23 protein-coding genes are annotated in these 24,334 nt (G+C 66.6%); 8 read left to right on the top strand and 15 right to left on the bottom strand.

The genetic code is table 11. The features are described from left to right. Positions 1 to 9 precede the first annotated feature (9 nt). From HOP53_RS11340 to HOP53_RS11330, 3 genes are read left to right on the top strand one after another with little or no spacing between them, the layout of a single operon-like run. Entirely contained in the window at positions 10 to 993 is a 984-nt protein-coding gene (locus HOP53_RS11340) for a YVTN family beta-propeller repeat protein (protein WP_234261716.1), read from the top strand. Then, positions 990 to 1,718, top strand: coding sequence for an ATP-binding cassette domain-containing protein (locus HOP53_RS11335; protein WP_234270140.1), 729 nt, complete (start codon positions 990 to 992; stop codon positions 1,716 to 1,718). The genes HOP53_RS11340 and HOP53_RS11335 overlap by 4 nt, the downstream gene beginning before the upstream one ends. After that, positions 1,715 to 2,521, top strand: coding sequence for an ABC transporter permease (locus HOP53_RS11330; RefSeq protein ID WP_234270139.1), 807 nt, complete (start codon positions 1,715 to 1,717; stop codon positions 2,519 to 2,521). Before HOP53_RS11335 ends, HOP53_RS11330 begins: the two co-directional genes overlap by 4 nt. A 226-nt stretch (positions 2,522 to 2,747) precedes the next feature. Here HOP53_RS11330 and HOP53_RS11325 read toward each other — a convergent pair whose 3' ends face one another. From HOP53_RS11325 to HOP53_RS11315, 3 genes are read right to left on the bottom strand one after another with little or no spacing between them, the layout of a single operon-like run. Beyond that, positions 2,748 to 3,428 (bottom strand): ABC transporter ATP-binding protein, encoded by a 681-nt coding sequence (locus tag HOP53_RS11325; RefSeq protein WP_234270138.1) that lies wholly within the window; start codon positions 3,426 to 3,428, stop codon positions 2,748 to 2,750. After that, on the bottom strand, positions 3,421 to 4,182 hold the full coding sequence (locus HOP53_RS11320; protein WP_234270137.1) for an ABC transporter permease: 762 nt from the start codon (positions 4,180 to 4,182) through the stop codon (positions 3,421 to 3,423). Before HOP53_RS11320 ends, HOP53_RS11325 begins: the two co-directional genes overlap by 8 nt. Beyond that, positions 4,179 to 5,165 (bottom strand): ABC transporter substrate-binding protein, encoded by a 987-nt coding sequence (locus HOP53_RS11315; RefSeq protein ID WP_234270136.1) that lies wholly within the window; start codon positions 5,163 to 5,165, stop codon positions 4,179 to 4,181. Before HOP53_RS11315 ends, HOP53_RS11320 begins: the two co-directional genes overlap by 4 nt. A 160-nt stretch (positions 5,166 to 5,325) precedes the next feature. On the opposite strand from HOP53_RS11315, the gene HOP53_RS11310 reads away from it, so the two are divergent. Together HOP53_RS11310 and HOP53_RS11305 are read left to right on the top strand one after the other, a co-directional pair. Beyond that, complete coding sequence (locus tag HOP53_RS11310) at positions 5,326 to 5,994, top strand: rhodanese-like domain-containing protein (RefSeq protein WP_234270135.1); 669 nt, start codon at positions 5,326 to 5,328, stop codon at positions 5,992 to 5,994. Beyond that, on the top strand, positions 5,961 to 6,641 hold the full coding sequence (locus HOP53_RS11305; RefSeq protein WP_234270134.1) for a response regulator: 681 nt from the start codon (positions 5,961 to 5,963) through the stop codon (positions 6,639 to 6,641). Before HOP53_RS11310 ends, HOP53_RS11305 begins: the two co-directional genes overlap by 34 nt. Here HOP53_RS11305 and HOP53_RS11300 read toward each other — a convergent pair. The 9 genes from HOP53_RS11300 to pqqA form a co-directional block, all read right to left on the bottom strand. Beyond that, the gene (locus HOP53_RS11300) at positions 6,623 to 9,217 is read right to left on the bottom strand and encodes a hybrid sensor histidine kinase/response regulator (protein ID WP_234270133.1); all 2,595 of its coding nucleotides are present in this window, start codon (positions 9,215 to 9,217) and stop codon (positions 6,623 to 6,625) included. The two genes, HOP53_RS11305 and HOP53_RS11300, sit on opposite strands and share 19 nt — an antisense overlap. Then, a complete protein-coding gene (gene nosP, locus HOP53_RS11295) occupies positions 9,204 to 10,391 on the bottom strand; it encodes a nitric oxide-sensing protein NosP (RefSeq protein WP_234270132.1) in 1,188 nt (395 codons plus the stop codon). Before nosP ends, HOP53_RS11300 begins: the two co-directional genes overlap by 14 nt. A gap of 114 nt (positions 10,392 to 10,505) precedes the next feature. Further along, positions 10,506 to 12,248, bottom strand: coding sequence for a PAS domain-containing hybrid sensor histidine kinase/response regulator (locus tag HOP53_RS11290; protein ID WP_234270131.1), 1,743 nt, complete (start codon positions 12,246 to 12,248; stop codon positions 10,506 to 10,508). Between the two features lie 22 nt (positions 12,249 to 12,270). Continuing rightward, positions 12,271 to 13,434: an alcohol dehydrogenase-like regulatory protein ErcA gene (gene ercA / locus HOP53_RS11285; RefSeq protein ID WP_234270130.1), complete on the bottom strand. Its 1,164-nt coding sequence runs from the start codon at positions 13,432 to 13,434 to the stop codon at positions 12,271 to 12,273. Positions 13,435 to 13,724: 290 nt separating this feature from the next. Then, positions 13,725 to 14,864 carry a pyrroloquinoline quinone biosynthesis protein PqqE gene (gene pqqE, locus HOP53_RS11280; protein WP_234270129.1) on the bottom strand — a complete coding sequence of 380 codons (1,140 nt, stop codon included), beginning with the start codon at positions 14,862 to 14,864 and terminating at the stop codon, positions 13,725 to 13,727. After that, positions 14,861 to 15,133 carry a pyrroloquinoline quinone biosynthesis peptide chaperone PqqD gene (gene pqqD, locus HOP53_RS11275; protein ID WP_234270128.1) on the bottom strand — a complete coding sequence of 91 codons (273 nt, stop codon included), beginning with the start codon at positions 15,131 to 15,133 and terminating at the stop codon, positions 14,861 to 14,863. Before pqqD ends, pqqE begins: the two co-directional genes overlap by 4 nt. Next, positions 15,130 to 15,903 (bottom strand): pyrroloquinoline-quinone synthase PqqC, encoded by a 774-nt coding sequence (pqqC, locus tag HOP53_RS11270; protein ID WP_234270127.1) that lies wholly within the window; start codon positions 15,901 to 15,903, stop codon positions 15,130 to 15,132. The genes pqqD and pqqC overlap by 4 nt, the downstream gene beginning before the upstream one ends. A gap of 70 nt (positions 15,904 to 15,973) precedes the next feature. Then, entirely contained in the window at positions 15,974 to 16,903 is a 930-nt protein-coding gene (gene pqqB, locus HOP53_RS11265; RefSeq protein WP_234270126.1) for a pyrroloquinoline quinone biosynthesis protein PqqB, read from the bottom strand. 54 nt (positions 16,904 to 16,957) lie between these two features. Continuing rightward, on the bottom strand, positions 16,958 to 17,029 hold the full coding sequence (gene pqqA / locus HOP53_RS11260) for a pyrroloquinoline quinone precursor peptide PqqA (RefSeq protein WP_010627037.1): 72 nt from the start codon (positions 17,027 to 17,029) through the stop codon (positions 16,958 to 16,960). A 230-nt stretch (positions 17,030 to 17,259) separates the two neighbouring features. On the opposite strand from pqqA, the gene HOP53_RS11255 reads away from it, so the two are divergent. Further along, on the top strand, positions 17,260 to 18,510 hold the full coding sequence (locus HOP53_RS11255; RefSeq protein ID WP_234270125.1) for a PQQ-dependent sugar dehydrogenase: 1,251 nt from the start codon (positions 17,260 to 17,262) through the stop codon (positions 18,508 to 18,510). A gap of 24 nt (positions 18,511 to 18,534) precedes the next feature. On the opposite strand, the gene HOP53_RS11250 is transcribed toward HOP53_RS11255, so the two are convergent. From HOP53_RS11250 to HOP53_RS11240, 3 genes are all read right to left on the bottom strand, one after another. Further along, positions 18,535 to 20,700, bottom strand: coding sequence for an ATP-binding protein (locus HOP53_RS11250; protein WP_234270124.1), 2,166 nt, complete (start codon positions 20,698 to 20,700; stop codon positions 18,535 to 18,537). A 37-nt stretch (positions 20,701 to 20,737) separates the two neighbouring features. After that, entirely contained in the window at positions 20,738 to 21,229 is a 492-nt protein-coding gene (locus HOP53_RS11245; protein WP_234270123.1) for a putative pterin-binding protein, read from the bottom strand. Between the two features lie 145 nt (positions 21,230 to 21,374). Beyond that, complete coding sequence (locus HOP53_RS11240) at positions 21,375 to 22,190, bottom strand: DUF2189 domain-containing protein (RefSeq protein WP_234270122.1); 816 nt, start codon at positions 22,188 to 22,190, stop codon at positions 21,375 to 21,377. 358 nt (positions 22,191 to 22,548) lie between these two features. On the opposite strand from HOP53_RS11240, the gene HOP53_RS11235 reads away from it, so the two are divergent. Next, positions 22,549 to 22,923 (top strand): c-type cytochrome, encoded by a 375-nt coding sequence (locus HOP53_RS11235; RefSeq protein WP_234270121.1) that lies wholly within the window; start codon positions 22,549 to 22,551, stop codon positions 22,921 to 22,923. Between the two features lie 8 nt (positions 22,924 to 22,931). After that, complete coding sequence (locus HOP53_RS11230) at positions 22,932 to 24,248, top strand: NAD(P)/FAD-dependent oxidoreductase (protein WP_234270120.1); 1,317 nt, start codon at positions 22,932 to 22,934, stop codon at positions 24,246 to 24,248. Positions 24,249 to 24,334 lie beyond the last annotated feature (86 nt).

Genomic DNA, 24,334 nt, shown 5'->3' with positions numbered 1-24,334 from the left:
GGAATCGACATGAAAATCGCCACTCGCCTAGCCGCCTTCTGCCTGACCCTGGGGCTCTCCACACCGCTGTGGGCCCAGAGCCTGGCCTACGTCTCCAACGAGCGCGATCACACCATCTCGGTGATCGACATGGCCACTCTGGAGGTGGTGGACACCTTCCCCGTCGGCCAGCGCCCGCGCGGCATTCTGCTCTCCCCCGACGAGAGCCTGCTCTACGTCTGTGCCAGCGATGACGATACCGTCCAGGTGGTCGATCTGGCCACGCGCAAGGTAATCGACACCCTGCCCTCCGGCGAGGATCCGGAGCAGTTCGCCCTGCACCCCAACGGCCGCCACCTCTACATCGCCAACGAGGATGATGCCCTGGTCACCGTGCTCGACGTGGAAACCAAGCGCGTGCTGGCTCAGATCGAGGTCGGTATCGAGCCCGAGGGCATGGGGGTGAGCCACGACGGCCGCTGGGCGGTGAACACCAGCGAGACCTCCAACATGCTGCACTGGATCAACACCGAGACCTTCGAGATCGAGAAGAACATCGTGATCGGCTCCCGCCCGCGCCACGTGGAGTTCACCCGCGACGACGCCCTGCTGTGGGCCTCGGCGGAAATCGGCGGTACCGTGCACATCATCGACGTGGAGAGTCTCGAGGAGATCCACACCATCGACTTCCGCATTCCCGGGGTGAATCAGGACCGGGTCCAGCCGGTGGGCATCCAGCTCACCTCCGACGGCCGCTACGCCTTCGTCGCCCTGGGTCCGGCCAATCATATCGCCGTGGTGGATGCTCAGACCTTCGAGGTGCTCGACTACCTGCTGGTAGGCGCCCGGGTGTGGCAGGTAGCGCTCAGCCCCGACGAGAAGACACTGCTGACCACCAACGGGGTGAGCGGCGACGTCTCGGTGATCGATGTGGACAAGCTGGAAGTGATCAAGAGCATCGACGTGGGCCGCTTCCCCTGGGGAGTGAAGATCACCTCGGGAACCCAGTCATGAACGTGCAAGCCCTCGGTATCGGCTATCGCTATCGGCACGATCCCGTCCTGCAGGAGGTCAGCTTCACGCTGGCCTCCGGCCGTTTCCACGCCCTGCTGGGTCCCAACGGCGCCGGCAAGTCGACCCTGTTCGGCCTGCTCACGCGCCTGCTCGCCCTGCAGCAGGGCGATCTGCTGCTGGGCGGCCGCTCGCTCCGGCGCCAACCCGCCGCCGTGATGCGCCACATGGGCGTGGTGTTCCAGCAGAACGCCCTGGACCTGGATCTCAGCGTGATGCAGAACCTGCTCTATCACGCCGCCCTGCACGGCATGTCGCCACGCGAGGCCCGCCGGCGCTGCGCGGAGGAGCTCGAGCGCCAGCGGCTGGACGCCCATGCCCGCACGCCGGTGCGCCGACTCAATGGCGGTCACCGCCGCCGCGTGGAGATCGCCCGCGCTCTGTTGCACCGCCCCGCCCTGCTGCTGCTCGACGAGGCCACCGCCGGGCTCGACCTCGACAGCCGGGCAAAGCTCAACGCCCACGTACACGAGCTGTGTCGCGAACGGGGCCTCACCGTGCTGTGGGCCACCCATCTCATCGAGGAGATCGGCGACAACGATCGGGTACTGGTGCTGCACCGCGGCCGGCTGCTGGCCGACGAGACCGGCGAGGCGCTGTGCCGCCGCCATGGCGGTACCAGCCTGACCGAGACCTTTCACAGCCTGACCCGGGAGGCCGTGGCATGACTCCGCGCGACTGCTGGTACTGCTTTGTGGGCGTGCAGAAGCGCGAATGGCTGCGCTTCTGGCAGCAGCGCACGCGCTTCGCCAGCGCCCTGGTCCGGCCATTGCTGTGGCTGGTGGTGTTCGCCGCCGGCTTCCGCATGGTGCTGGGCGTGTCCATCATCCCGCCCTACGTGACCTACATTACCTACGAGACCTACATCGTGCCCGGGCTGTGCGGCATGATCATCCTGTTCAACTCCATGCAGGGAGCGCTCTCGATGGTCTACGACCGTGAGCTGGGCTCCATGCGGGTGCTGCTCACCAGCCCCCTGCCGCGCCCCTTCCTGCTACTGACCAAGCTGCTGGCCATGGGCAGCGTCTCGGTCGCCCAGGTGTACGTCTTCCTGCTCATCGCCCGCTGGGGCGTCGGCGTGCGTCCGCCGCTCGAGGGTTACCTGGCGGTGCTGCCCGCGCTGCTGCTGGCATCGCTGATGCTGGGGGCGCTGGGGCTGCTGATCGCCACCTGGATCAAGCAGCTGGAGAACTTCGCCGGGGTCATGAACTTCGTCATCTTCCCGATGTTCTTTCTCTCCTCGGCGCTCTACCCGCTGTGGCGCATGCAGGAAGCCAGTCCCTGGATCTATCAGCTATGCCTGCTCAACCCCTTCACCCACGCCGTCGAGACGCTGCGCTTCGCGCTTTATCTGCAGTGGAACGGCGAGGCGGCCACCATCACGCTTGCCACCACTCTGGTGCTGGCCACGCTGGCAATCGGCGGCTTTCGGCCGCAGCGGACCAGGCTACTTGGCATGCCTATCAACTAGGCTATGCCTGAAAACTGCCTGCGCTTGGCCATACAGCGTTAAAAATCAGCTCAAAGTACTCATTTACACTACGTAAACTCCGTCTTTTGACTCGCGACATCCCTGTCGCTCGCTCTTCGAGCAGCGGAGCTGCCCAAATCGGCTTCCCTGCCGATTTGTCGCTGATTTTTGCCTTGTCTGACCTTCGCTCGCCGACTTTTCAGACACAGCCTTGTGCAAAGAGCGCCTAGCTTTCGATCGAGAGAGACTCCCCGGACGCCTGACGCCCCAGCGCATCCAGGCGCCGGGCCAGCCCGGCGTGGGTCTCGGCATCGAGCCGGGCATCGTAGCGCAGGTGGGCGGGGCGCCCCGCCAGATACCAGATGCGATTGGCCAGCGCCTCGGCGTCGCGCGCCTCGTGGGTCACGCAGATCATGGCCATGGCGGGAAACTGCTTCAGCAACGTGCGGATCAAGCGTTTCAGCTCGTCGGCGCGGTGAGGGTCCAGAGAGGCGAAGGGTTCGTCCAGCAGCAGCAGATCGGGGCGCATGGCCAGGCAGCGGGCCAGGGCGGCACGCCGGGCCATGCCCAGCGACAGCTGATCGGGATAGCGGTCGGCGGCCTGCTCCAGCCCGACCCGGGCCAGCAGCGGCTCGACCTGGTCGCGGCCGACCCCGACCAGGCGCAGGTTGTCGCGCAGCGTACGCCAGGGCAGCAGGCGGTGCTCCTGAAACAGGTAGCCGATGCGTAGCGTCGGGCGCGGCTGGCCCCGCTCCAGGCCGGTCAGACGGTTGAGCAGAGTGGTCTTGCCGATGCCGGAGGGGCCGAGCAGGCAGATATGGTCGCCCGGCGCCACCTTGAGGCTCATGGGCGCCAGGATGGCGTGGCCGGCCGGCACGACGAATTCAGACTTGACGAACTCAGGCATGTTCGACTCCGGTACGGCGCCAGCGCGTGGCGCGGCGCTCCAGCGGCTGCAGCAGACCGAGCTCGATCAGCTGCACGATGGCGATGAACGCCAGGCTGTAGGCCAGCAGTCCGGCCACGTCGAAGACCTGGAACGCCAGATGCAGCTGGAAGCCGACGCCGTCGGAGCGCCCCAGCAGCTCGACCACCAGCACGATCTTCCAGATCAGCGCCAGCCCGCCGCGGGTCGCCGCCATCAGGTAGGGAAACAGCTGCGGCAGCCACACGTGCCTCAGGCGCATGAGGGGAGAAAAGCCGTAGGCACGCGCCATCTGCTCCAGCCTCGGGTCGAGACTGCGCGCCCCCTCACGCAAGGTGACGGCGACGTTGGGCACCTTGTTGATGACCACCGCCAGGATCGCCGCGGCCTCCACCAGGCCGAACCAGACATAGAGCAGGATGATCAGCACCAGCGCCGGCAGGTTGAGCAGCAGTACCAGCAGCGGGTCCAGCAGGGCGTCGAGCCAGACCAGGCGTCCCATGGCGATGCCGATCAGGGTGCCGAAGGCCATCGCCAGCAGGAAACTGAGCGCGACCCGCTGCAGGGTCACGGCCAGGTGGCGCTGCAGCTCGCCGCTGGCCGCCTCCCGTTGCAGAGTGTTCAGCACCGCTGCCGGCGAGGGCAGCAAGGAGGTGTCGAGCTGCCAGGCCAGCACGCCCCACAGCCCCACCAGTAGCGGCAGGACCACCCAGCAGGCGAGCGCCGAGCGCCTCATGGCACGCCGCCCGGATCGAGCACGAAGAGCCGGGCGGGCATCACCTCCTCCGCGGCGCTGCCGGCCATGACCAGCAGCCGTTGCAGCGCCGCCACCCGCGCCTCGTCCAGCGGTTCGGGAATGCCCTGCAGGTAGCCTTGGCGCAGCGCGGTGAAGTGGGCGTCGTCGCTTACGCGCATCAGCGGGCGCAGCGCCTCCCAGTGGTCGGGGTCGTCGCGCAACTGCCGTTTGGTGCTCGCCACGGCGCGGACGAAGCCGGCCACCAATGCCTGATGGTCGTCGGCCCAGTCGTCATGGAACACGTAGCCCAGAATGGGCAGCCCGGTGGGAATATCGAGACTCGCCAGCAGCGAGTCCATGGGCAGCGCCACGTCGGCCTCACCGGCGGCGGTCAGCTCGGCAGCGAAGTGCCAGAAGGTCACCAGCACGTCGAACTGCCCGCGGCGAAAGGCCTGGCTCAGCAGCGGCGGCGCGCCGAACTGCACCTGCGCCTCACGCTCCAGTGCCATGCCCCGGGCCTGTGCCGCTCGGGTCAGCAGCACCCAACCCTTGCTGTCGGGGCCACCGGCCACGCCGATGCGCTTGCCGCGCAGGTCCTCGATATCGTGAATGGGCGCCCCGGGGGCGGCCAGCACGTCGCCCATCTGCGAGGAATAGGGTAGATAGCGGTAGGAGTGCCCCGCCACATGCCGAGCCTGGGCCCAGGTCAGATCGACCACGGCACCATCCACATCGCCGCTGGAGACAGCGATGCGCGAGGCCGGCAGGTTGGCCACCAGGCGCACGTCGAGCACGAAGCCCTCGTCCCGATCGAGGCCGTGGCGCTGCAGATGGTCCAGCTCCCAGTGGGCGGTGCCGAACTGCAGCACGCTGAGGCGCAGCAGCGGCGGCTCGGCGCGCAGGCTGTCGGCGGCGACCAGCAGCGCGAGCAGCAGCGCAGCACGGGCCAGCGGCAGGAACTTGGCAAGGCTCGGTGTTTTCATGTCTTCAGACTAAGGAGCTGCCTGTCGCGGCAGAATAGTACTTTCGTGCTTTACGCTTCGCGACAAAGGTGCAATTCCGGCTTACGACAAAAGAGAGTCCCATAGTTCCAATGAGGCTAGCTCCATGAGGCTAGTTCCAAGAGGCCACGGGAAGCACGCCATGAGGATAGCGAAGCGGATACTGGCCGCCCTGCTGCTGGCGGCACTTTGCCCGGCCACTGCCGGTGCCGCCGCCCCGGGCGAGGATCCGCTGCTGTTCTCTGAGCGGGGCTATCGCATCGACCGCTATCGCAGCCCCACTCCCGCCACCGCACCAGGCGCGGAGACGGTGGACACCGCGGCGGTGGTCGAGCTGCTCGGCGCCAGTCCGCCGGCGCTGGCCATCGACGTGATCAACCTCACCTTCCGCCATGGCCGCTTCCTGCAGACCGAGCCGCACCGCTCCGTGCCGGGAGCGCTGTGGCTGCCCAACACCGGGCTCGGTCATCTCGACGACGACTGGTACTACAGCCGCCACGACTGGGTGGGCTACCTGCTCGACGAGGTCGGCGCGGCCAGCGGCGGCGACCTACACCACCCCATCGTGGTGCTGTGCCGTTCAGATTGCTGGCTCTCCTGGAATGCGGTGAAGCGCCTGGCAGAGGCGGGTTATCGGCGTCTTTACTGGTATCGTGACGGTATCGACAGCTGGGAGGCGGACGGTCAGCCGCTGGAGAACGCCGCCCCGCGCCTGCCGTCATTCGCCGCTACTGGACGTCAGGCCCCACGACGTACGACTACAAGGATAACGACAAGATGCACGACCACGCCCCCAGCTACCGTATCCTGATCGCCGACGATCATCCGCTGTTTCGCGAGGCCATCGCCCGGGTGGTCGGCGACGGCTTTCCCGGCAGCGAGCTGCTGGAAACGGCGGATCTCGACGCCACCCTCGCCGTGACCGCCGACGAGGAGGACCTGGACCTGATCCTGCTCGACCTCAACATGCCCGGCATGAGCGGTCTCACCGGCCTGCTGCAGCTGCGCAACGAGGCGCCCACCATTCCAGTGGCGATCATCTCCGCCGAGGAGGACAAGAACGTCATGCTGCAGGCGGTCTCCTGCGGGGCGGTCGGCTTTCTGACCAAGTCCTCGCCCAAGGAGCAGCTGATCAAGGCCATCGCCCAGATACTGGAGGGCAACATCTATCTGCCTTCGGAGATCATGCGTGCCAGTGCCGCCCGCGCCCATGAGCCCAACGAGCGCGGCATCAGCGCCGAACAGCTCGAAACCCTGACCCGCAAGCAGATCCAGGTGCTCGAGCGCATGACCCGTGGCGAATCCAACAAGATGATCGCCTACAACCTCAACATCGCCGAGACCACGGTCAAGGCCCACGTCTCGGCGATCCTACGCAAGCTCGGCGTGAGCAACCGGGTCCAGGCGATCCTCTCGGCCAGCGACATCGACTTCAGCCGCTATCTGCGCAAGCCCTGATTCGGGCTCTCGACGAATTCGAGCGGGGTCTCCGCCAGCAGCTGCTGCAGCGTGGTTCTCAGCCGCAGCGGCTTGACCGGCTTGTTGAGCAACTGGAAGCCCAGCTCGCGCACCCGCTGACGCAGCTCGCGGCTGTGGTCGGCGGTGATCACCAATACCGGCAGCGGCTCCTGACGTAGTGCGTTGATGCGCTCCGCCAGCGCCACTCCGCTGCGCTCGTAATCGAGGTGGTAGTCGACCACCAGGGCGTCGGCCTCGCCGTCGGCCAGACTCACCCGCGCGGCGAGGCGCTCCTCGCTCTCGGCGACCACCACCTGGCAGCCCCAGCGTTCCAGCAGGTGGCGCATGGCCAGGCAGATGGAAGGATCGTTGTCCACCACCCACAGCCGCCGTCCGGCGAGTTCGCGACCGGCCACGCAGCCCACGGCCTGGCGCCGCTCGCCGGCTTCGACGCGCTGGGCGTAGGGCAGCGTCACGCCGAACAGGGTGCCGCGCCCGACCTTCGACTGCACCCGCACCGGCTGTTGCAGCATGCGCGTGATCTTGTCGACGATGGAGAGGCCGAGGCCCAGGCCGCGATCCCGCGCGTTGGCCGCCGCGGGCAGGCGGCGAAACTCCTGGAAGATCAGCTCGCGTTCCTCTTCGGCGATGCCGCAGCCGGTATCGAGTACCTGGATCTCGAGCCCCTCCCGACGCCGCCGGCAGCCCAGCAGCAGGCGGCCGCGAGGGGTATAGCGCACGGCGTTGCTGAGCAGGTTGCGGATCACCCGGACGAGCAGCGAGATGTCGCTGCTGACCAGCGCCGACGACGGCACGTAGTGGAACTCCAGGCCCTCGCTGGCGGCCACCTGGCGATACTCCCGCGCCAGGCCGTCGAGCAGGTCGCGAATGGCGAAGGGTACTATCTCGGGGGTGATCACGCCGGCGTCCAGCTTGGAGATGTCGACCAGGGTGCCGAGCAGCGCCTCCACGTCCTTCAGCGAATGGCCGACCTGCTGGATCAGCTCCTGATTGGCCGGCGACATCTCCTGTTCCACCAGGGCACCGACGAACAACCGGGCCGCATTGAGCGGCTGCAGCAGGTCGTGGCTCACCGCTGCCAGGAACTTGGTCTTGGAGAGGTTGGCCGCCTCGGCCTCGGTCTTGGCCTCGCGCAGCTGGCCTTCGGCGGCCAGCCGCTCCTCGATCTCCTCGCGCAGTTGGGCGTTGACCCGGGTCAGCTCCGCGGTGCGCTCGCGCACCCGCTGTTCGAGGTTCTGATAGGCATGGTGCAGCGCCTCGGAGGTGCGCCGCTGCTCGGTGATGTCGCGGATCAGCACGAAGAACCCGATCACGCTGCCATCGCTGTCCCGGTGCGGCACGTAGGCCCGCAGCAAGACCCGCTGCTCGCCGTCGGCGTTCTGCTCGGGCAGTTCGAAGCTGATGCGCTCCCCCGCCAGCACCCGCTGCAGGTAGGGCATCAGGCGCGCGCAGTGCTCCGCCGAATGGAGATCGCCGAGCGTCGAGCCCAGCAGCAGGTCATGGGGCCAGCCGTACCACTCCTCGTAGACCCGGTTGGTGAACACGTAGCGCAGCTCGCGATCCAGGTAGGCGATCATCGCCGGCACGTGGTCGGTGATGGTACGGATCCAGCGTTCCCGCTCGGCCAGCGCCTCGGCCTGGCGAATGCGCTCGGTGATGTCGGTGTAGGTCAGCACCTGACCGCCGCCCGGCATGGGGTGGCCGCGCACCTCCACCACGCGGCCGTCGCTGAGCCGGCGCTCGCAGGCGGCCAGCACGGCCTGCCCATCGGCGGGATCGACCAGCTCGCTGGCACGGCTAAGCTCGGTCAGCGCCAACGGCAGCGCCAACCCTTCCAGCCCAGTGAGCTGCGAAAAGCGCTGGTTGTGCATCTCCAGCTGGCCCTGAGGGGTGACTACGGCAACGCCCTGGGAGAGGCTGTCCAAAGTGGCCTGCAGCAGGCGCGACTTCTGTGCCAGGGCATGCTCGCGCTCGGCGTGCTCATGGCGCTTGAGTTCGGTGATGTCGACGTAGAGAAACACCCTGCCGCCGCCGCGAATCGGCCGCTGGTTGACCTGCACCCAGCGCCCGTCGTGGAGCTGATAGACGGTGCGCCCCTGGCGCTGCTTGAGCTGCTCGCTGACCACCAGCCCCGAGCTCAGCGCCAGCCGGCGCAGCTCCTCCAGGGTCATGCCGGCGTGCACCTCGATGCCGCCAGGCCGCCAGAACTCGGCGAAGCGGCTGTTGTAGTGACGAATGCGCTGATCGGCACCGAACAGCACGAAGGCGTCGGTGATGCTCTCGATGGCATCGACCAGGTACTGGTTGGCCTGCTCGGCTCGCTCCCGCGCCTCACCCAGCAGGCGGTTGCTGGCGCGCAGCTCATGCAGGGTCTGATTGAGGGCTCGGGTTCGCTCGCGCACTTGCTCGGCCAACAGGGCAGCATGCTCAAAGGCGGCATAGGGTGCGGTGCGCGGCAGGTTGCTCGACTCGACCCGCTCGATCAGCGCCGCATTGATGCGCTGCAGCTTGGCAACCTGGCGCTCCAGCTCGCGTTCGCGCTCAGTGGTCGCCACGGGAGCGTCCTATGTAGACCCCACTGAAGGTCTGGTTGAGGTGCAGGCCGCTGTAGTGCTCGCCGTAGGTGTTGAAGCCGAGAATGCGGCGCTGGCGGTAGAGCTCCCCGGCCGCCTGCTGCCGCCCCTCCTGCTCGAGCTCCAGGCGGCGCAGGAAGCAGTCGCAGCCGAGGATGCACTCCGCCGGCCCCAGGCGCTCCTCGATGGCGGCGATTTCGCGGTCGAGATCCGTCAGCAGGTCGCTGGCCTGCATGGCCGTCAGCACGATGCCGGTCTCCACGGCGCAGTAGAAGCTCAGGCTGAGGTCGGGATTGACGCTCTGGATGGCGCGTACGTAAGTCTTGTCGTGGAGCCTCACGGCCAGCGGATGACGCGCGAACACCTCGGGGTTCAGCTCCTCCAGCGTACAGCCCACCAATCGCGCGTATTCCAGGGCCGCCGGCTCGGCGTTGAGCTCCATCACCCGGCGCTGCTCCTGATCGGCCGCCGTGACCACCAGCTTCTCGCCGCTGGGGCGCAGGTGGTGAGTCGAGAACACCTCGAAGTCCAGCGCGGTGTTGACCATCAGCACCACGGCGGCACGGTCATGGAAGGCGCCCTCACCGTACACGTGCGTGCCGGTGAGGCGGTTGTCGTCGCCAGCGCTGCCGCCGAAGTGAGGGATACCGGCCAGCACCGAGGTCAAGGTCAGCAGCACCTGCTCCTCGCAGGTCGAGAGCCCGTCGAGCAGGGTCATGGCGAAGGTGTGGCCCTTGAGCGGCGCCAGCCCCGAACGGGTACAGTGCTCCATCAGCCGGTCGGTGATGCGCTGGGCGTCGAGCAGGGTGAAACGGTCGAGATCGCGGATCAGCCGATAGTCGAGAGCAAAGGCCCGGCGGTCGAAGCCCACCGCCACGATGGAGCCCCGCGAGTAGCCGTCGCTGCCAAGTTCGCCGGCGGTGGTGCAGCCGCACAGCTTGACGCCCCCCAGGTGCGCTTCCAGGGCCGTGGCCAGGGCCGGCAGATCGTGTTCGGCGGAACAGAAGAACAGCACGCCCTCGAGATCGGGATGCAGCAGCCGGCTGGCCAGGTACTGGGCCGCCAGCTCGGGTTCCTTGGCGAAGGAGTGCGCCACGCGCAGGGGCTCATCCGGCAAAGCCTGGTCACGGTAATGCGACTTCGCTAATGGCAACATGGCACTCCTCGAGCAGGCAGGGATCCTGCTTTCAGTCTAGGGCCTGGTGCAAAGCAGCAACATAGGACTTGAGTGCCGGAGCACGCTCACGCGGCTAGGACCAAGGTTGTAGCTTCACTCATCCCTGTCTTGGCGCGCGATCAGTTGACTGAGCACGGCGCGCAGCTTGCCGGGCCGCAGCGGCTTGTGCAGCAGCGGGATGCCGCACTCCGCCAGGGTGCGGCGCCAGGCCTCGGAGCGGTCGGCGGTGATCACCACCGCCGGCAGTTGCGGCCGCTGCCAGTGCCGCCGCAGCTTCTCCACCAGCCGGTCACCGGTCTCGCCGGCATCGAGATGCAGGTCCACCAGCAGCACGTCGGGCGCCGCGAGCCGCTGCTCCAGCACTTCGTCGAAATCATGGGCGGTGTCGCACCGCATGCCCCACTGTTCGAGCAGGGCCTGCATGCCCATCAGAATGCGGCTATCGTTGTCCACCACCAGCATGCGCCGCCCCGTCAGCGGGCTGTCCGGCTGAGCAAAGGCCGGCGAGGCAGCCAGGGCAGGTGCCGGGCGGCAGATTGGTACCTGGACGGCAAAGCTCGAGCCCCGCCCCAGCGTCGAGGATACCGACACCGCCAGCCCCAACCGCTGGCAGATGCGCTCGACGATGGCCAGCCCGAGCCCCACCCCCTGACGGTTGCGCGCCCGTTCGGCGTTGAGCTGGTGGTACTCCTCGAAGATCGCCCGCAGCTGATCCGGCGGAATGCCCGGCCCGCTGTCGTGCACCTCGATGGAAACGACGTCGCCGCGGCGCCGCACTCCCAGCAGTACGCTGCCAGCGTCGGTGTAGCGGCAGGCATTGGAGAGCAGGTTGCGCAACACCCGCCCCAGCAGTCGGTGATCGCTGTCTACGTACAGGCTGCTCTCCACGCAGCGAAAGCGCAGCGCCTTGCGCTGGGCACGCGGCGCGTACTCGGCCACCAGACCGCACAGCATCTGCGAGAGCGGGAAACACTCACGCTGGGGCTGGATGCGCTCCTGGTCGAGCCGGGCGATGTCGAGCAGGTCGGTGAGCAGCTCCTCGGCCCCCTCGAGGGAGAGATGGATGCTGTCGACCAGGCGGCTCGCGTCATCGTCCAAGGCACGCTCGCGCAGGGTGGAGACCAGCAGCCGGGCCGCATTGAGCGGCTGCAACAAGTCGTGGCTGGCTGCCGCCAGGTAGCGGTCCTTGCTGCGATTGGCCTCCTGGGCCAGATCGCGGGCGGCGCGCAGCTGCTCCTCGATCAGGCGGCGCTCGGCCACCTCGCCGGCCAGATCGTCATTGAGCTGCTCGAGCCGCTGGGTGCGCTCGCGCACGCGAGCCTCGAGCCGGGCGTTGAGTGCCAGCAACTCCTGGCGGGCGCGCTCGCGCTCGGTGATGTCGGCCACGAAGCCCTCGACCAGGATCTCGCCGCCCCGGTCCGGCTTGCGCAGCAGGGTCAGGGCCACCGGCACCCGCTTGCCATCGCAGCCGGCCAGCCAGGTGGTATGCCCTTGCAGGTGGCCCTGCCTGTGCAGCAGACGAGAGACCTCGTCGAGCCCCTCGGCATCGGCGAACAGCGCTTCCAGCGACGTGCAGCGTGCCAGCGTGGCGGCCACGTCGGCATCGCCGAGCATGGCCGCCAGCGCCGGATTGGCGGCCAGCAGGCGCCCGCCCAGCGAGGCCTGGAAAATGCCGTGCAGGGCGTTTTCGAACAGCCATTTGTAGCGGTTGCGCTCCGCCTCGAGCTCGGCCATGCGCGCCGTCAGCTCGGGGTAGTAGCTCTTGCGCGCCGACTGCTGACCCAATCCCAGCAGTTGGTTGACCGAATAGCCCTCGGGGTCGCCGGCCTTCTTCATCGGCTACCTGTCGCTTGGCGCGTCACATCGCCTCCTCGTACACCACCTGAACGTCGCGGGGGCTGGAGCGGCGCGGATTGGTCAGGATGCAAGGATCCTCCAGCGCGTGGCGGGCCAGGAACGGCACATCGCTGGTATGAACGCCGAGCCTGCCCAGGCTGCCCGTCAGGCCCACGGCACGCTTCAGCTCGATCAGGTGATCGATCAACCGCGCCTTGACCTGTGTACTGCTCAACCCGCGACAGTCGATGCCCAAGGTCTCGGCGATCCGCGTGAAGCGCTCCGGCGAGGCCTCGAAGTTGTAGGCCACCACGTGCTCGAGCAGCAGCGAATTGCACAGTCCATGGGGCAGGTCGAGAAAACCGCCGAGACTGTGCGACATGGCGTGCACCGCACCGAGGATGGCATTGGAGAACGCCAGCCCCGCCTGCATGCTGCCGAGCATGACCTGGGAACGCAGCGCCAGATCGTGGGGAGCCTGCACCAGCGCCACCAGATGCCCATTGATCAGGCGTATGGCCTCCAGGGCGTGGGCATCGGTCAGCGGCCCGCTGCCGGTGGAAACGAAGGCTTCGATGGCATGCACCAGGGCATCGACGCCGGTGCATGCCGTGAGGAAGGGGCTCATGGTCAGGGTGACCTGGGGGTCGATCAGCGAGACGTCCGGCACCACCGACTTGCTGACGATGGAAAATTTCATGCGCCGCTGCTGGTCGGAGATGATCGCGAACTGGGAGATGTCCGCCGAGGTGCCCGCCGTGGTAGGTACGAAGATCAGCGGCGGGATGGGCACCCGCAGGGTGTCGACGCCCTCGAAGTCGATGATGTGGCCGTCGTGAGCGACGACGATGCCGATGCCCTTGGCGCAATCCATGGGGCTGCCGCCGCCGATGGCGACGATGGCCTGGGCGCCCATCTCGCGGTACGCCATGGCGCCCGCCATGACCTCCTCGGCCCGCGGGTTGGGCGAGACCGAGGTGAAGCGCTGGCTGAAGATGCCCTGCTCCGCCAGATCCGCCTCCACCTCCTCGACCCAGCCGGCCAGCACCACGCCGGGATCCGACACCAGCAGCACCCGCTCGGCGCCGAAGGTGCCCACGAAGTTGGCCACGGCGCGCCGGGCACCGTCGCCGAAGATGATCTCCGGAGCCACGAACTTGCGCAGCTCGTTAATATTGGATGCCATACCGGGTCTCCGCTTGGGAAACACTGCACAAATGCCTGCACGAGCGAATCACTGCGTTGCGCGGTGCGCGGAATCCTCACATATACCTCATATGCTCCGGTTCCTGTGCTCCGGGCGCCTTGTGCTTCACCTCGCTCGGCGATTTGTCCAGCGCTTCCCTTGACGCTGACCGGCAAAGAGGCACGGCCGAGATCAGCGGCTACTTGTTATGTCGTCGCCTCGCGCAGGCGCATTACCGTCATGGTACGAGCCGGCCGGCCCCCGCGCCCTTCGCCCTTGGTCGGGTACTCTCAGCCGCGCCAGAAGGTGCGCGAATGCTTCGCCTGCCGCGGCACCAGCGCCGCGATGTCGCCGGCCGATGCGGCGGCTTCGGCCACGGCCCGGTCGATCAGCTCGCGCCGGGGTGACTTGCGACACACCGGGTCGGCCGCCGCCGGGTCGCCGGTCAGCAGGAACGCCTGACAGCGGCAGCCGCCGTGGTCCTGGTGACGCTCGCTGCAGCTGCCGCAGGGCTCGGGCATCCAGGCGTCACCGCGAAAGCGGTTGAACGCTTCGCTGGCGTACCAGATCTCCTCGATCGAGCCGTCGCGCACATGGGGAAAGGCCATGGGCAGCTCGCGGGCGCTGTGACACGGCAGCACGCTGCCGTCCGGCGCCACGGTGAGAAAGATCGCCCCCCAGCCGCCCATGCACGCCTTGGGGCGCTCGGCAAAGTAGTCGGGCACCACGAACAGCAGACGCATCTCCCGCCCGCGCTCGGCGAGGCGCTCGCGCCAGCGCTGCGTCACCGCCTCAGCGCGCTCGACCTGGGCACGGCTCGGCAGCAGGCCGGCGCGGTTGAGCTTGGCCCAGCCGTAGTACTGACAGCTGGCCAGCTCCACGGCGTCGGCCCCCAGTTCATCGCACAGGGCGATCAGCCGGTCGGTGTCGTCGATGTTGTGCCGATGCAGCACCACGTTGAGCACCATGGGATAGCCGGCCGCCTTGACCGCCCGCGCCATGGCCAGCTTGGCGGCATGGGCCTTGGCCGAGCCCGCCACGGCGGCGGCCAGCTCGTCATCCGCGGCCTGCAGGCTGATCTGGATGTGATCCAGCCCCGCCTCGCGCAGCGCCGCGATCCGGGCGCCGTCCAGCCCCACCCCGGAAGTGATCAGGTTGGTGTAGAAACCGAGCCGCCGCGCCTCGGCGACCAGCACCTCCAGATCGCGCCGCACCAACGGCTCGCCCCCGGAGAAACCAAGCTGTACGGCGCCCATGGCCCGCGCCTGGCGAAGCACGTCGATCCAGGCATCGGTGTCGAGTTCGTCACGATAGCGGGCGAAGTCGAGCGGGTTGGAGCAGTAGGGACACTGCAGCGGGCAGCGATAGGTCAGCTCGGCCAGCAGCCACAGGGGCGGGGCGATCGCTTGCGGGGACGTGGCATGGCTCATGGGCCCGCCTCCAGCCAGCCCTGGCGCCCGGCCTCGGTGAGAAACGCCGCCACGTCGTCGGCGATCTCCGCGGCACCGGGGAACTGCGCCTCCAGCTCGGCCACGATGTCCTCCTCATGGCGCTGACCATCGACCAGCGCCAAGATGGCGCCGGCACTCTCGTTGAGCTGCACCATGCCCTCGGGGTAGAGCAGCACGTGGCGCTGTTGAGCAGGCTCCCACTGCAGCCGCCAGCCGCGGCGCAGCGCCGGAGCCACCTCCGGGCTCATACCAGCCCCCGATGGAACATGGCCCGCTCGGTCACGCTGTGGTAGGGCGGACGGCCGAGCTGATAGGCCAGGGTCATGGCGTCGAGCATGCTCCACAGCACGTCGAGCTTGAACTGCAGGATATCGAGGGCGCGCTGCTGGGTTTCTGCGGTGGTGCACACCGCCAGCGCCACCTCCAGGCCATGCTCGACGTCGCGGCGGGCCTCCTTCAGGCGCTTGCGGAAGTAGCCGTAGCCGGCCTCATCGATCCAGGGATAGTGACCCGGCCAGGTATCGAGGCGACTCTGGTGCGCCAGGGGGGCGAACAGCTCGGTGAGCGAGGAGATCGCCCCCTCCTGCCAGCTCGCCCGGCGCACGAAATTGACGTAGGCATCCACCGCGAAGCGCACGCCGGGCAACACGTGCTGCTGCGACCACAGCTCGTCGCGGGAGAGGCCCACCGCTTCGCCAAGGGTCAGCCAGGCCTCGATGCCGCCGGCGTCGTCATCGCGTCCGTCGTGGTCGAGCAGGCGCTGAATCCAGCGCCGCCGGGTGTCGGCATCCGGGCAATTGGCCAGCAGCGCCGCGTCCTTCTGCGGGATCATCACCTGGTAATAGAAGCGGTTGGCCACCCAGCCACGGATCTGCTCCGGCGTGGCACGCCCTTCTGCCATGTCGATCTGATAAGGATGATGGATGTGGTAGTAGGCACCCTTGGCCATCAGGGCCTCACGAAAGGCCTCGGGCGAGAGTGCGGCGGCCAACGGTGATGGTGTTTGCACGGCGTTCATGGCGAGCCCCTCTTTGTTGTTCTGTTTTGTCTTGTCGTCGTCTGTGACGCGGCGACGATACTTCCAGCGGCTACAGGGTGAGCCGCATGCCGTCGTGGGCCACCTCGATGCCACGCCGGTTCAGCACGGCGCGCTCCGGGGAGGCCTCGTCCAGCACGGGATTGGTGTTGTTGATGTGAATCAGAATGCGCCGCGTCGTCTCCGGCAGCGCATCGAGCTCGGCGATCATGCCGGCTTCGCCGGCCAGCGCCAGATGCCCCATGTCGCGCCCGGTGGCATGGCCGATGCCGAGGCGAATCATCTCGTCGTCGTGCCACAGGGTGCCATCCACCAGCACGCAGTCGGCCTGCTGCATCAACTCCCGCGCCGCCTCGCTCGGCTCGCCCAGGCCCGGCCCGTAGAACAGCGCGCCGCCCGTCAACGTGTCGCGCAGCAGCAGCCCCAGGTTGTCGCCGGTGGCCGGTGCGCCACGGCGCGGAGAATAAGGCGGCGCATTGGAGCTCAATGAGAGTGCGGTGATCTCGAGCCCGGGGCAGCTCGGCACCTGAAAGGTGCAGCGCTCGCGCTCCCCTGCCAGCGGGATCTCGCGCCAGTTGAGCCCACCGTTCCAGTGGCGCAGCATGGGGAACAGCGGAAAGCCGCTGGAGAGGTCGTCATGCACGCTGGGCGTGCACCAGACATCCAGCGGACACCCTTCACGCAACGACAGCAGCCCGCTCACGTGATCGATCTGGGCATCCACCAGCAGCACCTCGGCAATGCCGGTGTGGCGCAGGCCACGCCTGGGAAAGAGTGCCGGCGAGGCACCGAGCTGGGCGCGGATGTCGGGTGAGGCGTTGCACAGCAGCCAGCGCTCGCCGTCCATGCTTACCGCGATGGACGACTGGGTTCGCGCCACGAAGCCGGGTTGGCCGAGACGCACGTCGCGGCAATTGCGACAGTTGCAGTTCCACTGCGGGAATCCACCGCCCGCCGCCGAGCCGAGTATCAGCACCTGCATGGCACTCTCCTGGAGCTGAAACACGGGGCCTCTCGGCCCCGTGACGTCGATCTATCAGCGATTGGCAATGTACAGGGTGACTTCGAAGCCGAGGCGCAGGTCACGGAAGCTGGGCTTGGTCCACATGGCGGTTCCTCCAGGGTTGTTGTCGTGTCGAGTGGCACCGCGCCGATGGGCGACGGCAACCTCAGTAAAGCACTGGTGAGGTCTCGCCAAGACGGTACTTTGGAGGGAGAAGCGCCCCTTCATTGGGCCCAGGTCCCAACTTGAGGAGCCCGCTGGGTTTTCCTACGCTGGCAAGGGACCGGCGCTTCACGGCGTCTCTCCCTCATCTCGCCTGCAAGGAGCACCGCGATATGCAGTTCCATGGATTCTCATCCCATCCGCGCTTTACGCGCACCCCGCTCGCCCTCGCCGTAACCGGCGGCATGGCATTCGCCGGACTCACCCACGCTGACGTCCAGGTCACCAATGAAGAGGTGGCCTCCGGCGTGGAGAGCGAAGAGGCCACCCTGACCGTGACTCAGGTGGTGGGCGGTATCGAACACCCCTGGGCCGTCGCCTGGCTGCCGGACGAGCGAATGCTGATCACCGCACGCCCGGGCAGCCTGTATCTGGTCGACGGCGACGAGGTGACCGAGGTCGGCAATCTGCCCAAGATCGACACCGACGAAGATCAGAAGCCCGCCCCCGAAGGCGGCAACCAGGGCGGCCTGCTGGATGTCGTCGTGCATCCCGATTACGAGAACAACGGCTGGATCTACTTCACCTACTCCAGCCCCGGCGACGACGACTCGGTCATGGGCGACGACGAGTACGGCACCGGCACGGCGCTGGCCCGCGCCCGCCTGAGCGACGACGGCAGCGAGCTGACCGACCTCGAGACCATCTATGCCCAGGTGCCGCGCACCGCACCCGGCCGTCACTACGGTTCGCGTATCGTCTTTCCCGGCGACGGCAGCGTGATGTTCTCCATCGGCGACCGCGGCATTCGCTATCCCTCCCAGGATCTCACCGACCCGGGTGGCTCGATCATTCGCCTGCACGAGGACGGCGGCGCCTTCGAGGGCAACCCCTTCATCGAGGCGGAGCCGGGCAACCTGCGTCCCGAGATATTCTCCTACGGCCACCGCAACAACCAGGGGCTGGCACTGCACCCCGAAACCGGCGAGCTGTGGGCCATCGACCATGGCCCTTCCGGTGGCGGCGAGCAGCTCTACGTTGCCGAGGCCGGCAGCAACCATGGCTGGCCTCAGGTCTCCTTCGGACGGGAATACGATACCGACGAGTTCATCGGCATCGGCGAGGTGGCGCCCGGCGTCAAGCCACCGGTGCACGTATGGGAAGACACCCTGGCCCCATCTGGGCTGACGTTCTACACCGGGGACGAGTTCCCGGGCTGGCAGGGCAACCTCTTCGTCGGCGCGCTCTACGCCGAACGTCTCCATCGCGTGGTGCTGGATGGCGAAGCCATCGCCCATGAAGAGATTCTGCTGGAGAACGAGCTGGGTCGTATTCGCGACGTGCGCCAGGGCCCCGACGGTCTGCTCTACGTGCTTACCGACGAGAGCGACGGCGGGCTCTATCGCATCGAGCCTGAGGCCTGACGCCCGGTATCGAAAGACGCCGCATCAGTCTTGGCAGGCACTCAGCCAGCTCTCCAACGCCTCTAGGGTGACGGGGATGCTGGCCTGCAGGACCCGAAGCTCGACGGCCGCCTCGTCATGCCGCTCATCGCGCGCGGCAAGCTCGAGGCGCCGTGCCGAGTCGGCAAGCCTGCGCCCGCCAAGACTGCCCGACTCCCCCTTGAGCCGGTGCGCACGCGCGGCAAGTGCCGATAGATCCCCCTGCTCGAATGCCTGCTCAAGACTCTGGGAATGCTGCTGCATTTGTTCGCGATGCACGACAAACAATGCTGCCAGTGCCTCAAGCCCCAGCGACTCGCGCAACTCTTCGAGCACACCCTCATCGAGCATCTCGGCGCCCACACGCTCTTCCGCACTCTCGATCTGCTCCTTCCCGGACAGACACTGGCGCAGCACCGCTGCCAGCTCGGCGCGTCGCAGCGGTTTCGCGAGGTAACCACTCATGCCGGTAAACAGACAGCGCTCACGCTCGGCTCCCGGCCCCCCTGCCGTCATCGCCACGATAGGCACTTCGGCAAGCCAGCCTCCGATCGAGCGCAGGCGGCGAGTCGTTTCCAGACCGTCCATGCCGGGCATCTGTACGTCCATGAAGATCATGTCGAAGGCCTCACGACCGACCATTTTCAGGGCCTTCTCGCCGCTGTCTGCGACACTGACCGTACAGCCGTGACGCTCCAGCATCGCCACCGCCACCTGCTGGTTGACCGGGTTGTCTTCGACCAGCAGCACCTTCCCACCTGCTGTAGGCTCCAGAATCGGTTGCAGCACCGGTGACTCAAGTTCGCTGGAAACCACCGTCTCCAGCGGCAGAACGACCCAGAAACGGCTGCCCTGGCCGGGGGCGCTGTCGAGGCCGATTCTGCCGCCCATGGCTTCCGTCAGGCGACGGCAAATGGCGAGGCCCAGCCCGGTACCGCCGTAGCGCCTGGCCGTCGAGGCATCTGCCTGTCGAAAGGGTTCGAAAAGCCAGTCCTGCTTCTCCAGCGCGATTCCGGGCCCCGTATCCTTTACGGCAAGCATCAGCTCCCCCTGCTCGCTCAACGCCGCCTCGACACGGACCTCACCGTGTTCGGTGAACTTGATGGCGTTGGAGAGCAGGTTGAGCAGCACCTGACGCAGCCGTGCCGGGTCGCCCATCACGTGCTCAGGCAACGCCGGGGAAAACGCCGTCGTCAGTTTGAGCCCCTTGGCCTCGGCATGCGGCCCGAACAGCCGGCAAGCCTCACCGATCAGCGTGGACAGGCGAATCGGGCGCCGTTCGAGCTCCAGCTTGCCCGATTCGATCTTGGAGAAGTCGAGAATGTCGTTGATCAGTTCCAGCAGCCGTGCAGCGCTGACATGCAGGGTACGGGCGTACTCTCGCGATTTTGGATCGATCGGCTGATCCATGAGCAGGTCGCTCATGCCGATGACCCCATTCAGCGGCGTGCGGATCTCGTGACTGACGGTAGCCAGGAACTCCGATTTGGCCTGACTGGCAGCCTCGGCACGGTGCGCAGTGGCCTGCAATTCGCGGCTCAGCGACTCCAGCGAACGACGAGCCTCGGCATTGTCGCGGGCCTCTCGTACCAGGAACACCACCACCATCAGCGCCGTCAGACTCATGGCCATGATCAACGCCAGCAGCAGCGCGTACAGCGATTGCAGCGCCTCCCGGTCGCGGGTTGCCGATTCGGCGAGGTGACCATTGATGGCGATGATCAACTGCTCGGTCAGTCCCCCGACCCGCTCCAGACGGTCGGACAGCACCCAGCGTTCTCCCTGCCCCAACAGGTCGATCTCATCGAGCAGGCTGTCGACATCGGTCATCAGTACCACGAGGTCCGGCAGCAGTTGTTCTACCGAGGGGATCTGCTGCAGCATTTGATTGACATCGCCGCGCTGCAGCAGATTGACGCGACTGTAAATCAGCTCGAAGCGCAGCCGCAGGGCATCAAGCGAATGGGCGCTGCCAACTTGCAGCGCCAGATCGCTGCGTAGCTGAACGATATCGCGATCGAGCTTGTAGGCATGCCAGGTAGCGTCGCCGATGACACTCTGATGCAGCTCATCCTGACGCCATGCCGCCAACCCCACGACCACCAGGGCGGCAGCGAAGAACAGCAGAGCCGCCACCGCTCCCAGCTTCAGTCGCAGCGGATAGCGCAACATGCTTCAACGCCCCGTACTGAGGCTTTGCCATGAGACCTCACTGCACATCGACGGTACCCACATGCCAGACGGAGCGATGGCGGATGGTTTCGTTGAGCAGCTCGGGATGTTCGTCGAAAGGATAGAGCACCAGCACGGGCCCCAGGTCGCGTACTGCGATGGGCTCACCATCACGCATGACGGCGAGAATCACATCGTAATCGTGCAGGTCGGAAAAGGGTATCTCGATTTCGTACTCATTCAGCGACGCCACCCGAACCCGCTCACCTTCCGCACCGGCCGCTTCCAGCACGGCGCGAAACAGCGGCCCCTCGAAGCGACCGACCCCCTCAGTCCAGGGCGTGGCCGTCTCTATCACGTGTGGAGAGAGCGTCATCAGTTGGTCCAGATCAAGCTGCAGCTCTCCGTCAACGTTCGGATGCTCGATATTGCCCATCACTCTGAGCAGTACCTCACCCTCGGGTGGCGGCAGCGGCGCAGCCTGCACAGGCAGCATGGTCGAGGAAAGTAGCAAAGCAGTTACAGCCATTGCACAGCTTGGCCATGATCGAGGCATAGTGGGCCGTCCGAGTCATTGGGATGGGCCAAGCGTACGCGAAACTGAAGAAAAGTTCAGTTAGGAAAAGCGTAATCAGAATTGGCAGGAGGCACCGGCCCCCTGCCAAGGGTGAGGTTCACGATTTCAGCTGTTCCACCGGCTCACAGCGCACCAGATCCTCATAGGCGTGCCAGCTGGCATGCCCCAATACCGGCAGGATCAGCGCCAGGCCGATGTAGAACGTCATCATTCCGATCAGCACACTGCCGGTCAGAATCACCGCCCACAGCAGCATCGGTTTGAAGTTGCGCGCGACGGTGCGCACGCTCGCTTCGATGCCCTCCATGAAGGTCAGGTCCTGGTCCATCAGCGTCGGAATGGCGACCACACTGATGGAAAAGGCGCCGAAGGCCAGCACGGCGCCCGCCGCGGTGCCTACCACGATCAGTCCGAGCCCTTCCGGCGTGGTCAGCAGCGAAGCGTAGAGCTCCGCCACCCCCGGCGCCTCGAAGCCGAAGAAGAGTGCAAAGAGCAGGGTTGCCAGACGAATCCAGGCCAGGAAGAAGATCATCATCATCACGCCCATCATCGCCAGCTGCCCGGCATGGGGGCGCCAGGCGCCGAATGCGTCACCGAGATGCGGCACACGGCCCTCTTCGAGTGCCCGGCTGATCCCGTAGGAACCTACCGCGACCAGGGGGCCGATGAACATGAAGCCGGCCACCAGCGGCAATAGCCAGTGCCAAAGGTCGAGGACGATGGCCCCGGCCGTGACGGCGATACTCAAGCCGACCCAGAACATGCCGTAGGCGAGACTGACGGCCGTGGCCCGGCGGAAATCTTCGAAGCCCGCTGCCAGCCAGGCTCGCGGTCTGTCCATGCCAATGGGGTTGATGGTGATCTTGACGTTGGGGGCTGAGCTCTGCCCTGAGGATCTGGTCGCTGCATTCATTGTCGTACCCCGTTTGTTGCCATGGTTGGGACTGGCAAGCGTCTTTCCGGCCGGGAGGTCCGGACGACGTCTTGTTGTCTTCATGATTTCCACTCTAGTTGACCGCGCACAAGAGTGCCGCGCAAAGTTGTCAACGCTGCGCGTGAAATTACAGCGATCCTTTCACGCCGCTTGGTCTCGCCGGGGCGTCATGATTTGTGCGGGATGGTCTGAGAGCTGCCAAGGATTGGCGACGGCCCATTGGCGTATATTCAGTCATAAGAGAATGCCGAAGTATTCCTTCTGAGCTTCTGCCGATGGCTTTAACATTCGGCTTACGGTCAGTTGAACAATAGATAACGCAATCAGGAGCCTGACGATGAAACGGTTCTTTCGCAGGGCGGCCGCACCGGTGCTTGGGGTGCTGCTGTTCGGGGGCATCGCCGCCAAGGGGCTCGCAGAGCCCAGCTTCTCCTCCGAGCAGATTGACCTCATGGCCGCCGCTTGCGCCAACTGCCACGGTACCGACGGTCGCCTGGTAGGCAGCGTGCCGACCATCGCCGGGCGGCCTGCCGAAGCTCTCGAGGCGCGGTTACTCGCCTTCAAGCACGAGGAACAGAGCGATACCACTATCATGGATCGTATCGCCAAAGGCTTCACCGATGAGGAGCTCGTCGCCTTGGCGGCCCATTTTGCCGCCATCGACCCGGACGGCGATGACGATTCGCAAGCAGAACCAGAACCGCAGGAGTGAGGCGCGCCATGACACAGCATTCCCAACGTTCCGGCATCAACCGCCGGCAACTGATCAAGGGCCTGGGTGCCGCCTCGCTGCTGCCCCTGGTGGGTGGCGTCACGCCCTTCGCCATCGGCGGACAGCATGCCGGCAGGGTCGTCGTCGTGGGCGGCGGCTTCGGTGGTGCCACGGCGGCCAAGTATCTCAAGCGGGCCAATCCGGCCATCGAGGTGATCCTGGTCGAGCCGGCCGAGACCTTCTACACCTGCCCGTTCAGCAACCTGCATCTGGGCGGGCTGCGCAGCATGGACGAGATCGCCCACGGCTATGACGAGCTGCAGGATCGCTACGGGGTCCGCGTGATCCACGCCATGGCCGAGGATGTCGACGCCGCCGCGCACAAGGTCCATCTCTCCACCGGCAGCGAGCTCGACTACGACCGGCTGGTGCTCTCCCCCGGGATCGACATCCGCTGGAACGCCCTCGAGGGTTATGACGAAGCGGCTGCCGAGAAGGCGCCCCACGCCTGGAAGGCCGGCCGTCAGACGGAGACGCTGCGCGCTCAGCTGGAAGCCATGGAGGATGGCGGCACCTTCGTCATGGTGGCACCGGAGAACCCCTTCCGCTGCCCGCCCGGCCCCTACGAGCGTGCCAGCCTCGTGGCCAATTATCTGGCCCAGTACAAGCCCAAGTCCAAGGTGCTGATCCTCGATGCCAAGGACAACTTCTCCAAGCAGGGGCTGTTCATGGAAGGCTGGGAGCAGCTCTACGGCGACCGTATCGAGTGGGTGGGCCTCTCCAACGACGGTCGTGTCACTCGGGTGGACGCCGAGCGTCTGGAGGTGGAAACCGAATTTGGCACCGTGCACAAGGCCGACGTGCTCAACGTCATCCCGCCGCAGAAGGCTGGCTGGATCGCCGAACGTGCCGGCGTCACCGACGACTCCGGCTGGGTGCCGGTCAAGCCCGACACCTTCGAGTCGCGGCAGGTCGAGGACATCTACGTGATCGGCGATGCCACCGTCGCCGCGCCGATGCCCAAGTCGGGCTTCTGTGCCAACGCTCAGGCCAAGGTCGTGGCAGCTGCCATCGCCGCTTCGCTCGAGTCACGCCCGGCGCCCGAGGCCTACTGGACCAACACCTGCTACAGCCTGGTGGGCCCCGAGTACGGCATCTCGGTGGCCGGGGTCTACCGTGTGGTGGACGGAGCGATCGCCGAAGTGGAAGGTTCCGGCGGCGTGAGCCCGACAGGCGCTCCCGACACGACGCGGGCGCTGGAAGCCCAGTACGCCGTCGGTTGGTACAACGCCATCTGCCAGGATACCTGGGGCACTCAGGCCTGAACTCCATCGCCGCAAGGCGCTATACTGCTCGGCCACCCAAGGTGGCGAGTCATCGAAAGGGCCGCCTGCGGGCGGCCCTTTTCATT

Origin of the sequence: Billgrantia ethanolica (genome assembly GCF_021404305.1) — a bacterium.
Lineage (GTDB): Bacteria > Pseudomonadota > Gammaproteobacteria > Pseudomonadales > Halomonadaceae > Halomonas > Halomonas ethanolica.
Note: the sequence above shows the minus strand (reverse complement) of the source record. Positions and strands in the feature narration are given on the sequence as shown.